This is a genomic window from Streptomyces sp. NPDC091376, from assembly GCF_044757085.1.
GTDB lineage: Bacteria > Actinomycetota > Actinomycetes > Streptomycetales > Streptomycetaceae > Streptomyces > Streptomyces pratisoli.
Genome location: NZ_JBIVUF010000009.1, coordinates 275,368 through 289,488, shown reverse-complemented (window position 1 = coordinate 289,488; position 14,121 = coordinate 275,368). Strand labels below are relative to the sequence as shown.

9 protein-coding genes, 1 tRNA gene and 1 pseudogene are annotated in these 14,121 nt (G+C 72.1%); 8 read left to right on the top strand and 3 right to left on the bottom strand.

Annotated features, from left to right (window positions below; all coding sequences use genetic code 11):
* Nucleotides 1-69: 69 nt before the first annotated feature.
* Nucleotides 70-588, bottom strand: coding sequence for an Imm26 family immunity protein (locus ACIQMR_RS21595; RefSeq protein ID WP_401389503.1), 519 nt, complete (start codon nt 586-588; stop codon nt 70-72).
* Nucleotides 589-755: 167 nt separating this feature from the next.
* Between ACIQMR_RS21595 and ACIQMR_RS21590 the strand changes: the two are divergent.
* Nucleotides 756-1,168: pseudogene (locus ACIQMR_RS21590) on the top strand (hypothetical protein); the annotation flags it as partial.
* A gap of 68 nt (nt 1,169-1,236) precedes the next feature.
* Here the strand turns inward: ACIQMR_RS21590 and ACIQMR_RS21585 are convergent.
* Both ACIQMR_RS21585 and ACIQMR_RS21580 read right to left on the bottom strand, forming a co-directional pair.
* A tRNA-Arg gene (locus tag ACIQMR_RS21585) sits at nt 1,237-1,312 on the bottom strand.
* Nucleotides 1,313-1,688: 376 nt separating this feature from the next.
* The gene (locus ACIQMR_RS21580; RefSeq protein WP_401389501.1) at nt 1,689-2,219 is read right to left on the bottom strand and encodes a MarR family winged helix-turn-helix transcriptional regulator; all 531 of its coding nucleotides are present in this window, start codon (nt 2,217-2,219) and stop codon (nt 1,689-1,691) included.
* 315 nt (nt 2,220-2,534) lie between these two features.
* Between ACIQMR_RS21580 and ACIQMR_RS21575 the strand changes: the two genes are divergently transcribed.
* The 7 genes from ACIQMR_RS21575 to ACIQMR_RS21545 all read left to right on the top strand — a co-directional run bounded on the left by ACIQMR_RS21575 (nt 2,535) and on the right by ACIQMR_RS21545 (nt 14,049).
* Complete coding sequence (locus tag ACIQMR_RS21575; protein WP_401389498.1) at nt 2,535-3,197, top strand: DUF4142 domain-containing protein; 663 nt, start codon at nt 2,535-2,537, stop codon at nt 3,195-3,197.
* Between the two features lie 555 nt (nt 3,198-3,752).
* Nucleotides 3,753-3,935: an FxSxx-COOH cyclophane-containing RiPP peptide gene (fxsA, locus tag ACIQMR_RS21570; protein WP_266379009.1), complete on the top strand. Its 183-nt coding sequence runs from the start codon at nt 3,753-3,755 to the stop codon at nt 3,933-3,935.
* A gap of 8 nt (nt 3,936-3,943) precedes the next feature.
* Complete coding sequence (locus ACIQMR_RS21565) at nt 3,944-5,275, top strand: radical SAM protein (RefSeq protein ID WP_401389494.1); 1,332 nt, start codon at nt 3,944-3,946, stop codon at nt 5,273-5,275.
* A complete protein-coding gene (locus tag ACIQMR_RS21560; protein WP_401389491.1) occupies nt 5,272-6,618 on the top strand; it encodes an aKG-HExxH-type peptide beta-hydroxylase in 1,347 nt (448 codons plus the stop codon). Before ACIQMR_RS21565 ends, ACIQMR_RS21560 begins: the two co-directional genes overlap by 4 nt.
* Nucleotides 6,619-6,751: 133 nt before the next feature.
* Complete coding sequence (locus ACIQMR_RS21555) at nt 6,752-8,164, top strand: TIR-like protein FxsC (RefSeq protein WP_401389488.1); 1,413 nt, start codon at nt 6,752-6,754, stop codon at nt 8,162-8,164.
* Complete coding sequence (fxsT, locus tag ACIQMR_RS21550) at nt 8,161-12,156, top strand: FxSxx-COOH system tetratricopeptide repeat protein (protein ID WP_401389486.1); 3,996 nt, start codon at nt 8,161-8,163, stop codon at nt 12,154-12,156. Before ACIQMR_RS21555 ends, fxsT begins: the two co-directional genes overlap by 4 nt.
* A 228-nt stretch (nt 12,157-12,384) precedes the next feature.
* The gene (locus ACIQMR_RS21545) at nt 12,385-14,049 is read left to right on the top strand and encodes a class I adenylate-forming enzyme family protein (protein WP_401389483.1); all 1,665 of its coding nucleotides are present in this window, start codon (nt 12,385-12,387) and stop codon (nt 14,047-14,049) included.
* Nucleotides 14,050-14,121 lie beyond the last annotated feature (72 nt).

The following is a 14,121-nucleotide window of genomic DNA, read 5'->3' as shown; positions in this document are numbered from 1 at the left end:
CGGCGGCCCCGGCGATCAGATGCGGGACTTCGGCGATGTGTGTGGCAGCGAGATGGGCGCAACTTGGCATCACGGCTTCAGGCGCAACGATTCCACCCATGGGTTCGGGCGGCCGTCGAAGTGGTCACGCAGCCTGTCTTCGATATGGGCAGGGTCCCAGATAGCGGCCCGCTCCAGCTTCTGGCAGTCTTCGAACGTCGCTGGCGTCTCGCTGCCGGTCCCGGTAACTGGATCGACGCGATAGACGGTAATGCTGCAGCTGAGCGGATCTTGCTTGCTGTAGAGATGGACCTCGGTCTGTTCCTCGTGGGTCAGGGGCACCACGTCGAGCAGCTCCCAGCCGCCACGGCGGCGGAACGCAGCATCCATGACCCAGACCTTGAAGGCGACGGGTGCAGCAACGACCTCGATAAGATCGACAGGCGCTCCAGGCTTGCCGACCAGGTCGTAGAACTCGACACACACGTCAGTGAGTTGCCTTCCAAAGGCGCATCGGCCATCACCCAAGTCGATGCGTACCACCCGTCCGGGGGCCCTGTTGGCGCGGGCCTTACTGATCTTTCTGCGCCCTGATGCTCCTTGCTCCATGTGCGGATTATTGCCGTCGGTCCCGCGCCCTCAGTTGACTGGACTGCTGGGTGATCAGGTGAGTTCGCGGCTGGTGCGGCGGCTTTGGGCGGGAGCTGCCATGGGGCGAGAGATCGGGGCGCTCAGCCGCGCGGCTGGCGTAGCCGGGCCCGGAGCGAGCCGCCTTGAAGCGGCTCGAATCCCTGGGCGCTGCCGATGTCCGGCGCTTCCGCTGGAGAACAAGACGACCGCGGCCGCAGCCAAGGAATCGCACCGGGTGCTGCGCACCGCCCTGAGGGCCGCCTGCCACGAGGACTGGTCACCCGGAACGGGGCGAGCCTCGTCGAGCCGCCCAGGGCAAAGTTCCGGGAGCTGAGCCCCTGGTCCCTCGACGAGACGCTGGACTTCCTCGCCGCCGCCCGTAAGGACCCGCTGTACGCGGCCTTCGGCCGGGGTCGCTCCCCGGGTCGTGATGGAGATCCTCGGGCACAGCCAGATCAGCATCACCATGGACGTCTGCATGCACGTCGTCCAGGACACGCAGCGAGAGGCCATCAACCACATGGACCGGCTGCTCAAGAGGCGGCCTGGTCGTGAGTGACCGCCTTCGTTGATGTCAGACGTAGATGTCAAAGGCCCCGGACCATGATCGGTCCGGGGCCTTTTGCCTGGTGCCCCCGGCAGGATTCGAACCTGCGACACCCGCTTTAGGAGAGCGGTGCTCTATCCCCTGAGCTACGAAGGCGGGGAACCGTCGGAAGCGTGCCCGAAGAGCTGCCGAGGTGGGCGGACTGCTGCGGGCCTGCTTGCGACAGGTCGTGGTGGCAGCCGGTGAGGGATCAGCCACCGCGGTCAGTGTAGCGGGTGGTGCATGATCCGTAGACGGGGATACGGGCGCACCGGCTCGGGCGGCGAGGGTGTGGGTGATCTTGACCGGAGCGACGGACCTGCTGAGCGGGGCGGCGCCGGTCTGTGGGCTGTGGTGGATGACCACGGTGTCCGTGAGCTGCCCGGCGCCGAGGCTTCGCGGGTGCCGCTCTCGGCCAGGTGGCGCCGGGGGGCTCGCCGCCGCGCCTGCGGCGCCGGGCCCGGCCCGGACGGGACGCAGGTGGTTGCGGCGGTCAGCCGTTCTGGTGGAGGGGTACGTCCGCCCAGCCCAGGGGGTGGATGCCGGCGTCGGCCGCCGGTGCCGCGGGTTCGTCGCCGGCTTCGGTGAACGCGGTCAGGGCGTCTATCAGGGCGGAGCGCTGCTCGGGGGCGATGCGCTCCACGATCGTCGCGATCTCCTGCCGGCGTCTGGCGGTGACGTCCTCGACGAGGCCGCGGCCCTCGTCCGTGAGCCGCAGTACGGTCTCTCGCCGGCTGGCGGGGTTGATCTGCCGGTCCGCGAGTCCGGCCGCGATCAGCCGGTCGACCATGCGCATCGCCGTCGAGGGATTGACGCCGAGCCGGTCCGCGAGCAGGACGAGCTTGGCCGGGCCGTGGGTCGACAGCACCACGAGCAGCCGGAACTGGGCCAGGGTCACCCGGTCCTCGACGGCGGCCAGGGAGCGCGCGGAGATCGCGACCAGCAGCCGGGACGCGGTCAGTACCGCGAGGGTGACCGCGTCGACGTCGTCGACGCCCCGCGGAGAGCGCGCTCTGTCGTCCATGACCCTTTTCTACCGTGCCCTGGCCGCTCACTGACTGCCGCCCCCGACGGCCGTAGCGGCGGCGGCCCCGTACCTCCTTCAGCCTCTCGGCGGGCGAAAGCCGGTCGTCGATGAACATCCCGGCATCGGCGTCCGTACTTCTGGCTGCGTGCCGTGCCAGCCGCCACAACAGCTCCCGACGACATGAACGAGCAGTTCCATGCCGAACCGGGAGGCATCATGCGTCCGAACCGACGTGCAGTACAGCCCAGGATTTCGATGCGGGCCATCGGGGTGGTCGTCGCTGTATGCGCTGCCGTCGCGACCCTTCTCATCATGCTGCGAGGCGGTGGGGGCGAGGCCTCGGCCACGCAGACGCCGGCGGGGGCGACGGCCCAGAACGGCTACGGACACTCCTCCGGCGCCGGCGCGGGGCACTACTCAGGCGCGGAGGACGGCACGACGGACGGCACGACGTCCGGCGCGGAGACCGGCGCCGGGTCCGTCCCCGCGGGCCCGCAGCCGGTGACCGAGATCGACAAGACCTTCCTCGTGAAGGTCCGGCAGGCGGGCCTGTGGGAGATCCCCGCGGGCAGGCTGGCCCAGACGCACGCGTCCAGCGGGGCCGTCAAGCGTGCCGGACTCCATCTGCTCGACGGTCACAGCAAGCTCGACCAGCTGGTACGTGAGGACGCCAGGATCCTCGGCGTCCCGCTCCCCGACCAGGCATCGGCCGAACAGCAGGGCTTCGTCCGGCAGTTGGAGAACGCGCAAGGAGCCGAGTTCGACCGCCTCTTCGCCAACCTGCTGCGTTCCTCGCACGGGAAGATCTTCGCCACGATCGCCGAAGTCAGGGCGTCCACCCAGAACGACCTCATCCGCCGTCACGCGCGACAGGCCAACCAGACCGTCATGGACCACCTCGAAGTACTGGAGGACACCGGCCTCGTGGACGCTGCGACCTTCGTGGAGGTCGAGAAGGCGGTCACCCCGCAGTAGTTCGGGCAGTGGGTCCGGCGTAGTTCGCAGTGGTTCGCAGGAGTTCGCTGTGGTTGTGCCGTTCCTCCGCCGGGGCCCGACGGCGCCTGCTGAGGCCTGCGGTCGCGCACCGGTCCGCCCCTGGAACAATCCTTTGCACTGTGCAATGCTTCGCGGCGAGGAGGGCTCGACGAGCGGTCGGTCCTTGCCCGGGAGCTGGGCGCTGGCACGGTGACGCAGCTGTACGCGGCACACCGGCCCACGCTGTCGACGCCCTCCTCGCCAAGAACCCAAGAGCCGGCCCGATGGCCGAGCCTGAGGCCGCTGCCTCCGGCAGAGGGCGCGCGGCTCCCGTGTGGCTTCAGTGCCCGCGCACCGCCTGCGCCCCCCCCGCGCACCGCCTACGTACCCCCGCACACCCCCCGCCCGTCGCCTGCCCGCGGACCACCTACGGGCCCGCGCACGAACGGCCGATGACGTCTCGACGCACACGGGGGACGAGGGTCCCGGGTGCGCAAACGATCAATGACTCTGTGTTATATAGTCCGCCGCAACGTGTAGGTAAGGGGATCGTGGATGACCAATTCCGCCCCACTGGTCTCCGTCCTGGCGGATGTCAGTGAGCTGAGCGACGCTGAACTGGCCGAGCTTCCGGACACGGTGTTCGGGGCCATCGTGGCGCGGCTCAGGGACGATGCGCTCCATCCCTCCGGCGAGCCGGTGTCGGCCTTCACCTCGGCGCTCAACCCGGTGTCCTGAGACACGTTGTGACGTTCCGCCAGTATCTGCTGAAACTGCACGGGCGGTGCAATCTCTCCTGCACGTACTGCTACGTGTACGAGGCCGCGGACCACAGCTGGCGCACCAAGCCCCGCCGGATGGAACTGGCGACCGTACACCGGGTGGCCGAACGGATCGCCGCGTACCGGCGGGAGGCGAGTGCCCCCGGAGCAGGAGCAGGAGCAGGAGCCGGTGCCAGCGCCGGGGCCGGGGCCGCGGCACCGATCGCGGTCACCCTGCACGGCGGCGAGCCGCTTCTCGTCGGGTCCCGGCATCTCGACGAGACCCTGACGGTGCTACGTGACGCCCTGGACGGCACCGGCGACGTCGCGTACGCGGTGCAGACCAACGGGGTGCTGTTACGGGACGATCCCGAACTGCTGCGCGTGCTGCGACGGCACCGGGTGCGGATCGGCGTCAGCGTGGACGGGACCGCGGCCGACCACGACCGCTACCGCCGGTTCGCCGACGGGCGGGGGAGCCATGCGGCGGTCGCCGGCGCGCTCGGGATCCTCGGTACGGAGGAGCACCGTGACCTGTTCGGCGGAGTGCTGTGCACGGTCGATCCGGCCACCGACCCCGTGGCCACCTACGAGGCGCTTCTCGCGTTCGCGCCGCCCCGCATGGATCTGCTGCTGCCGCACGGCACCTGGGGCAATCCGCCACCGGGTCTTGCGGGCCGTCAGCCCCCGGACCGGCCGCCCGTGCCGCGGCCGCCCGTGCCGCGGCCGCCCGTGTCCGGCCCTCCCGTGTCCGGCCCTCCCGTACCCGGGCCGCACGCGCCCGGTGGCGCCGAGGAGCCGACTCCGTACGCCGACTGGCTGTGTGCCGTCTTCGACCGCTGGTACGGGGCGCCCCGCCGTGAGACCGGGATCAGGCTGTTCGAGGAGCTGATCGTGCTGCTGCTGGGCGGCCGGGCGAGCAGCGAGATGGTCGGGACGGGGCCCGCGGACCTGGTGGTCGTGGAGACGGACGGATCGCTGGAGCTGGCGGACAGTCTGAAGGCGGCGTACGACGGCGCCGCGTACACCGGGCTCAGCGTCTTCCGCGACTCCTTCGCAGAGGCCGCCCGGCATCCGGCGTTCCGTACGCCCCGGCCCGCGGCCCTGTGCCGCGAGTGCCCGCTGTGGGCGGTCTGCGGCGGCGGGCTGTACGCGCACCGCCACCACCCCGGAGCGGACGAGCCCTTCGACCGGCCCACCGTGTACTGCCACGACATGGTCGTTCTCATCGAGCACATCCGGCGGCGTCTGGAAGCCGATGTCGCCGCCTTCAACGCACGACGCGCGACGCACGAGCAGGAGGTGGGAGCCCGATGACCACGGCCTCCCCGCACACCATCCCCCGCCGGACCTTCCTCGCCCTCGCCCGGGGGCGCGGCGGCGCCGACGCCGTCGCCGTCCTGCGGGCCGGCCAGCTCAGCAAGCGACGGCTGCTGCTGAGCGCGGTGCGCCGGGCCGCCGAGGCGCGGCGGCCCGACGAGGCCCGTGAGGTACGGCTCGCCGAGACGTACGAGGAGTTCGAGCGGATCCGGCAGCGGTCCCGCGAGCAGTGGGAGTCCGTGCTGCTGCAGCCGTATCTGGACCTGTGGGCGGCGGACTGTCTGCGCCGGCTCCACGCGGACGAGGCCCCTGCCCGGGACCAGGCCCCTGCCCGGGACGAGGCCCCTGCCCGGGACCAGGCCCCTGCCCGGGACCAGGCCCCTGCCCGGGACCAGGCCCCTGCCCGGGACGAGGCCCGCGCCCGGGACGAGCATCACGCCCCGGACCAGGCCCCTGCCCCGGACGAGACCCCCTCCCCGGCCCAGACCCCCGCCCCGGACGAGGCCCCCGCCCCGGCCCAGACCCCCGCCCCGGACGAGGCCCCTGCCCCGGACCAGGACCCCTCCCCGGACGAGGCCCCTGCCCCGGACCAGGACCCCTCCCCGGCCCAGCCCCCCGCCCCGGACCCGGACCGGTCCCGGGACACCGACCGCGACCGGCTGCGCGGGCTCGCCGGCTTCCTCCGGCCGACCGGGCACGTCGTACGCCTGGAGGCCGCCGGACACCGCCTCGTGCTGCGGATCGACGACCGGGGCCCGTACCGGCACGCGCACGGTGAGCCCGTGCCCGGCCCGCTCGGCGAGGACGAGCTGCGCGCCTGGCGGGAGCTGCTCGCCGAGGCATGGCGACTGCTCGCCGAGCGCCATCCCTGGTACGCGGAGGCCGTCGGTGCCGGCGTGTCCACCCTGGTGCCGCTGCGGCCGCCGCCCGACGGGACCGCCGTGTCGTCGGCCGTACGGCGCGGCTACGGCGCGGTCGGGGTGTCGCTGCCCTCCGGTCCGCAGGCGCTCGCGCTCGCCCTGGTCCATGAGTTCCTGCACATCCAGCTCGGGGCGCTCCTCGATCTCGTACCGCTGCACGGACCGGACTCCGGGGCCCGCTACCACGCCCCCTGGCGGCCCGACCCCCGCCCGGCCGGGGCGCTGCTCCAGGGGACGTACGCGCATCTGGGGGTGTCGGACTTCTGGCGGAGGGAGCCGGGCGGTCACGCCGCCGAGCAGTACACGCACTGGCGCGGCCGCACCCTCCAGGCCGCTGACACCCTCCTGGAATCCGGTGAACTCACCGAAGAGGGGCGGGAGTTCGTCACCGAGCTGCGCCGCGCCGTCTGCGACAGGTAAAGAAACGCGGCGACTTCTGGCCAGAACGTGACGGGCGGCTTAGCTCCTCCACGGAGAGGGCAATAACCAGCAAACCCAAAGGGTGTCGAGCCCCTGCCGGGGCGCTGTGAGTCTGCGTTGAGCAGCCGGAGTCATGGGGGAGCCGGTGGGGCCGTACTTCTTCCTGAGTTACGCGAGGATCGACGACTCGGACGCGTATGTGCAGCAGTTCTACGACGATCTCTGCACTCAGATCATCGAACTCTCCGACGGCACGGCCCAGGTTCCGATCGGATTCCGCGACAACAGCTCGATCCGGATCGGCGAACACTGGAGCGAGCAGCTGGAGATCGCCCTCGCGGGCTGCCACTCGATGGTCGCGCTCTACTCGCCCGCGTACTTCCGCAGCGCGTGGTGCTCACGTGAGGCGGGGGTGATGATGCGCCGTGCCGGTGAGTACTTCGCCCGCACCCGGCGCGGCTCCTCGGCGCTGATCCCCGTGCTGTGGCACCCCGTCGAGGTGCCGCAGGAGGTGGGGCACATCCAGTACCTGACGGACGGCTTCGGCTCCTGGTACGCGGACGTCGGGCTGCAGCGGCTCCTCCAGCGGGCGCCCACGGGGGAGGACTACACGGGCGCGGTCCGGCTGATCGCCCAGCGCGTGCTCGACGTCGTCCACGGCGAGGACCTGCCCGTGCCCGAGGAGCCCCTGCGGCTGGCGCGGGAGCCCCTGTCGTTCCAGCCGAGGACCGAGCCGACCCGGCCGGGCAGCACGGTGCAGTTCTTCGTCGCCGCCGGCACGTCGGAGTCCGTGCCCGGGCACCGCCAAGGCGCGCCCTACTACGGCCAGGCCGGGCTGGACTGGAATCCGTACCATCCGCAGGAGGAGTACCCGCTCTACCAGCAGGCCCAGCGGCTCGTGACGGCGCAGGGCTACGGGACGGCCTACCGGGAGGTGGGCTCGGGGCTGAACCGGCAGCTCAACCAGGCCTGGCGCGACGACCAGGTGACGATTCTGCTGGTGGACGCCTGGAGCGCGCCCGAACCTCCGTACCGCCAGCCGCTGGAGCAGTTCGACCGTACCGAGCATCCGGCGACCGGTGTCCTGGTGCCGTGCCATCCCCGGGAGGAGCGGGACCGGGAGGAGCTCTGGAGCAGGGTCGGCGACGTCTTCGAGCGCAAGTCGTCGCGGGGCGTGCACGACAGACAGTTCCAGCTCCGGGTCTGCTTCGACGACTTCAAGAAGGCACTGGGCCGGATGGTGTCGGCCGCGCAGAACAATCTGATCCGCAAGCGGACCGCCGTCGTGGCGCCGGGTGACGACGGGGACGACGGCCCGGTGGCCGCCCGGCCGATCCTGCGCGGCCCCAGCGGCGGCCCGCAGCAAGGCGCCCGGGCCGGCGGCTCGCCGGGGAGCGCGAACAAGCCGCCCGCGCCCCGTTCGCCCCGCTGGTCCGGCGGCCGCGCGCACATCCCGTACGACCCGTACGCGTTCGACCCGTACCCGTATCCGCACACCCCGCAGGACCCGTTCGACGGCCGCCGTGAGGGAGGACCAGGACGATGAAGAGCGCAGGCATCCGCGAGCCCGGCAGCACAGGCACCGGTGAGCCCGGGACCGTCGTCACGTTCTACTCGTTCAAGGGCGGAGTCGGCCGGACGATGGCGCTCGTCAACACCGCCTGGATCCTCGCCGGGAACGGGCTGCGGGTGCTGATGGTCGACTGGGACCTGGAGGCCCCCGGTCTGCACCGCTACTTCCACCCCCTGCTCACCGACCCCGAACTCGGCTCCACCGGCGGCGTCATCGACCTCATCCGCGACTACGCGATACGGGCCGACGAGCCGGGCCCCGGCGCGGCGGGCTCCCGGGACCGTGCCCAGTGGTTCCGTGAGCGCTGCGACGTGGACCGGTGCATCGTCGGGATCCGGGAGGACTTCCCCGACGGCGGAAAGCTGGACTTCCTGCCCGCGGGACTCCAGGACGACGGCTACTCGGCGGCCGTGTCCACCTTCGACTGGGACCACTTCTACACCCGGCTGCGCGGCGCCGCCTTCCTGGCCGCACTCCGCGACGAGCTGCGCGGCCGCTACGACTACGTCCTGATCGACAGCCGCACCGGACTGTCCGACACGGCCGGCATCTGCACGGTCCTGCTGCCCGACGTCGTCACCGTCTGCTTCACCCTCAGCGCCCAGTCGATCCAGGGCGCGGCCGCCGTCGCCGAGTCCGTGCGCGCCCAGGTCACCGACCGTCCGGTGCGGATCCTGCCCGCGCCGATGCGTGTCGAGTACGCCGAGCAGAAGAAGCTGGAGGCGGGGCGCGACCTCGCCCGCAGCCGGTTCCTGTCGTTCCTCGAAGGGATGACCCGGGAGGAGCGCGACCGCTACTGGGGCGATGTGGAGATCCCGTACCGGCCGTTCTTCGCGTACGAGGAGATCCCCGCGCCCGTCGGCGACCGCCCGCACCAGGGCACCAGCCTGCTGGCGGCGTCGGAGCGGCTCACCGGGCGGATCACCGGCGGCCGGGTGACGCGGCAGCGGCCCATGCCGGAGACCCGGCGGCGCGCGCTGCTGTCCCGCTACGAGCGGACCAAACCGCCCGTGCCCTCCGATCTGTTCCTCAGCTACGCGCCGGCCGACCGGATGTGGGCGGAGTGGATCGCGGCCAGGCTGCGCGGCCTCGGCTACGAAGTGGTGCTGAGCGGCGCCGCCGAACACGCCGGCTCCGACGCGCAGACCGAGGTGCGCCGGGCGCTGGACGGATCGGGCCGGATCGTGGTCCTGCTCTCGCCCGACTATGTGCGGCTGCCGCACGCCTACGAGGTGTGGAAGTCGGTCTCGGCCCGCGACCCGGAGGCCTCGCAGCGGATGCTGATCCCCATCCGGATCCATCCGGCCCCGCTGGCACCGCCGTTCGACGGTCTGGTCGCCGTGGACCTCGTCGAGCGCGACGACCAGGTCGAGGCGGAGGCGGCGCTGCTGGCGGCGGTCGGGCGGCCCGATCCGCCGGCCGCCGAGACCGTGGGCACCCCGGGTGACGCGGACGAGGACCAGGGGCCGCGCTATCCCGGCACCCCGCCGCCGGTGTGGCAGATGCCCACCCGCAACGCGTCGTTCACCGGCCGCGGCCGGACGCTGGAGGAGATGCGGGACGGGTTCGCCGCGGGTGTGCCGCTGGGCGGTCCGCCGCAGGCCGTGTTCGGCATGGGCGGCGTGGGCAAGACGCAGGTCGCCATCGAGTACGCGCACCGGTTCGCGGCCGACTACGACGTCGTCTGGTGGGTCAACGCGGGCCAGCCGAGTCTCGTACGGCAGGAACTGGCCACCCTGGCGGGCCGGTTGGGGCTGCCGTCCGGGGACGATGTGGAGACCACGTCCAACGCGGTGCTGGAGGCGCTGCGGCAGGGCAGGCCGTACCGGCGCTGGCTGCTGGTGTTCGACAACGCGGAGCACCCGGAGGAGCTCGCCCCGCTGATCCCGTCCGGCACCGGGCATGTGCTGGTGACCTCACGCAACCGGGCCTGGGCGGACCGGGCCGCACAGGTCGAGGTGGACGTCTTCACCCGGGACGAGTCCGTGCGGCTGCTGCAGCGGCAGAACCCGCATCTGCCGGACGCCGACGCCGGACAGGTCGCGGAGGCGCTCGGCGATCTGCCGCTCGCCGTCGCCCAGGCGGCGGCTTGGCTGGAGCAGTCCGCGATGCCGGTGGAGACGTATCTGGAGCTGCTCAGCACCCAGCTCGCGACGATGCTGGAGCAGGAGCCGGCCACGACGTACCCGAGATCGGCCGCGGCGACCTGGCTGCTGGCGCTCGGCAAGGTCCGCGAGTCGATGCCGGCGGCGGCCCAACTGCTCGAGATCTGCGCGTTCTTCGGCCCCGATCCCATCCCGATGTGGACGCTGTACGGGCAGAAGACGGCGGAGCTGCTTGCCCGCCACGACCGGCGGCTGGTCCACTCGGTGCGGATGGGCGCGCTGTTCGCCGAGATCAACCGCTACGGTCTGGCCCGCACCAACCAGAGCGACAAGACCATCAGTGTGCACCGGCTGGTGCAGGAGGTGCTGCGCGCCCAGATCCCGCGCGAGCAGTGGCCCGTCATGCGCGCCCATGTCCACGCGATCCTCGCCGAGGCCAACCCGCGCAACATGGAGGACCCGGCGTCCTGGGACCGGCACGCCTCACTGCTGCCGCACATGAGACCGTCGCGTGCCTTCACCAGCGAGGACGATTCCGTACGCCGCTGGATCGCCGACTCCGTGCGCTACCTGTGGCGGCGGTCCAACCATGTCGCGGCGCAGGAGACGGCGGAGCGCGCCCTCGCCGCCTGGGAGCCCGTCTTCGGTGACGACGACGCCCTCGTGATCTATCTGCGCACCCAGTACGCCAACGCGCTGCGCTCCAGCGGGCGGCTGGAGGAGGCGTACGCGATGGACGAGCAGGCGTTGCGGACCGCACGCGAGGTGCTCGGCCCCGACGACTACTACACCCTGGTGGCCGCCGCGAACCTCGGCGCCGATCTGCGCGCCAGGGGCGCCTACCGGCAGGCGCGTGACGTCGACAACGAGACCTACGCGGCGAGCAAACGGGCCTACGAGGGCGGGGACGAGGAGCGGCTGCTCATGGCAGCCAACAATCTCGCCGTGTCGAAGTTCCTGGTCGGGGACCGCTGGGGCGCCCGTGAACTCGACCGGGAGGTGTGGGAGAAGCGCAAGGGCCTGCTCGGCAAGCACCACCCCTACACGCTCACCTCGGCCAGCAACTACGCCCGAGGGCTGCGCGAGACCGGGTCCGTGGACGAGGCGCTCAAGCTGCTCCAGGAGACGGTGAAGGCGTTCCGCGACAAGACCGGCGACCGCCATCCCGAGACCCTTCAGGCCGCCCGCAACCTTTCCGCGGTGCTGCGCCGCAGCGGGCGTTACGAGGAGGCGAGGGCGCTCAGCGCGGAGAACTACGAGATCTCGATGTCCGTGCTCGGCCCCGACCACCCGGACACACTCTCCGCTGCCGTCAACCTGGCCTGTGCGCTGGTGGCCACGGGGGACGCGCAGGGGGCGCGGGATCTCGCCAGGGACGCCCTCAACCGGCACCGGACCCAGCTGGGCGAGCGTCACCCGTTCGCCCTGGCCTGCGCCAACAACCTGGCGGTCTATCTACGTCTGACGGGAGAGCGGGACGCGGCGCTCGCGCTGTCGCGCAGAACGCTGCATCAGCACCGGGAAGTGCTCGGCCAGGACAATCCGTACACGCTGACGAGCATGATGAACCACGCGACCGACCTGGCCGCGGACGGCGACGCGGAGGGGGCGGTGCGGCTGGGCCGTGAGGCGTACGACGCCTTCGTCCGCGTCCTCACCGCCGACCACTACGACGCCATCGGCTGCGCGTCCAACCTCGCGGCGGATCTTCGGGACCTGGGGGAGCCGGAGGAGGCCGCGCGGCTGCACGAGGACGCGCTGCGGCGGGCGAGGGCGACGATGGGGCCGCAGCATCCGACGACACGGGCGGTGAAGGAGTGGGTGCGGCTCGACTCGGACATCGAGCCGCCGGCGACGTGAGGGCCGACTGCACGCCGGCGACGTGACGACCGACCGCACGCCGGTGACCCGACGACCGACCGTACGCCGGCGACCTGACGACCGACTGCAGGCCGTTGACCCGATGGCGGACTCCACGCGTTTCCGTCAAGGTCGTGCGCGGGCCCTGCCTTGACGGGGTGCGGGGCGGCGCATAGCGTCGGGCTTCGGGCTGAGCGAGCGCTTAGGCGACTGGGGAGGGACCCGTACGTGCCGCATTCCGAAGACCCCTCGGGGCGTCTCACCGCGCCAGGGGCGCCCTTCGCGGTCGAGGACGGGGCGTATGTGTCGGGGCCGCGCACGCTGCGCGAGTTCGTCGAGGCCACCTGGGCGTTCGGGGAGCAGCCGTTCCTGGTCGCGGAGAGCGGGACGTACACCTACGGGGAGTTCTTCGCGGCCGCCTCCGCGCTGGCGGGACGCCTCGTCGACGTGCACGGACTGCGGCCGGGCGACCGGGCCGTCATCGGCATGCGCAACCACCCCGAATGGCAGATCGCCTTCTGGGCGGCACAGCTGGCCGGGCTGGTGGCCGTACCGCTGAACGCCTGGTGGACCGAGGCGGAGTTCACCTACGCCCTCGACGACTGCACGCCCCGGGTACTGCTCGTGGACGGGGAGCGGCTGCCGAGGATCGGCGCCTGGGCGTCGCGGCAGCGGGTGCCCGTCATCGTCTTCCACCACGACGGGCCGGCCGGGGAAGGCGTCGAGCGCTACGAGGACCTGCCGGCCCCGGACCCCGGCGTCGCGCCGCCGGACGTGCAGGTACGCCCCGAGGACGACGCGACCATCATCTACACCTCCGGGACCACGGGCCGGCCCAAGGGCGCCGTCGCCACCCAGTTCGCCCAGGCGGGCGCCGCGATGAACCCCCGTTACACCGCGGCCGCGTCCGCGCTCGGCAGGGGAGTCCTCCCCGGGCAGGGCCGCGCCCCGGTCAGCCTCATGACCTTCCCGTTCTTCCACGTGGCGGCGTTCACCACGGTCTACTCGGTGATGGCCGTCGGCGGGACGCTCGTCCTCATGCGCAAATGGGACGCCGAACAGGCACTCGCGCTGATCGGGCGACACGGCGTCACGCACTACTCCGGGGTGCCCACCACCGCGCTCCAGCTGCTGGCGGAAGCCGAACGGTCCGGCGCGCACCTGGAGAGCCTCACCCACCTCAACACGGGCGGGGCCGCCGCGCCGCCCGATCTGGTCGCGCGGCTCACGGCCCGTTTCGGTGAACGCGTCGAGCCCCGCAACGGCTACGGGCTGACCGAGACCAGCGGCGGTGTGACGGCCAACTTCGGCGCCGGGTACCGGAGGTTCCCGGACAGCGTGGGCCGGCCCACCCCGGCCACCGAGGTACGGATCGCCGGCCCGTCCGGTGAGGTGCTGCCGGAGGGCGAGGTCGGGGAGCTGTGGCTGCGCGGGCAGTCCCTGGTGCGCGGCTACTGGCGCGACGAGGACGCGACCAGGAAGGCGTTCACGGCGGACGGCTGGTTCAGGACCGGCGACCTCGCGACGGTGCGGGACGGCCGGGTCTCGATCGTCGACCGCCTGAAGGACATGGTCGTCCGCGGCGGCGAGAACGTGTACTGCGTCGAGGTCGAGGCCGCCCTGCACGACCATCCGGACGTCGTCGACGCCGCCGTGCTGGGCGTACCGCACCCCGTCCTCGGCGAGGAGGTCGCCGCCGTGGTCCGGCTCGGCCCGGGCGCCGCGGTCACGGCCGACGAGCTGCGGGCGCATGTCGCCAGGACCCTGGCCGCGTTCAAGGTGCCGGCGCATGTCGTCGTACGGGACGAGCCGCTGCCCCGCAATCCCACGGGGAAGATCCTCAAGCGGGAACTGCGCGGGCCGCTGGTGGAGCGGGTCAGGAGCGGCGGCTGAGGCGTGGCCCGGTCGGGTGAGCCGCGGGGCGCGGAATCCACCTCGGGGTGCTCTTGGGGCGCGGTGCGCTCC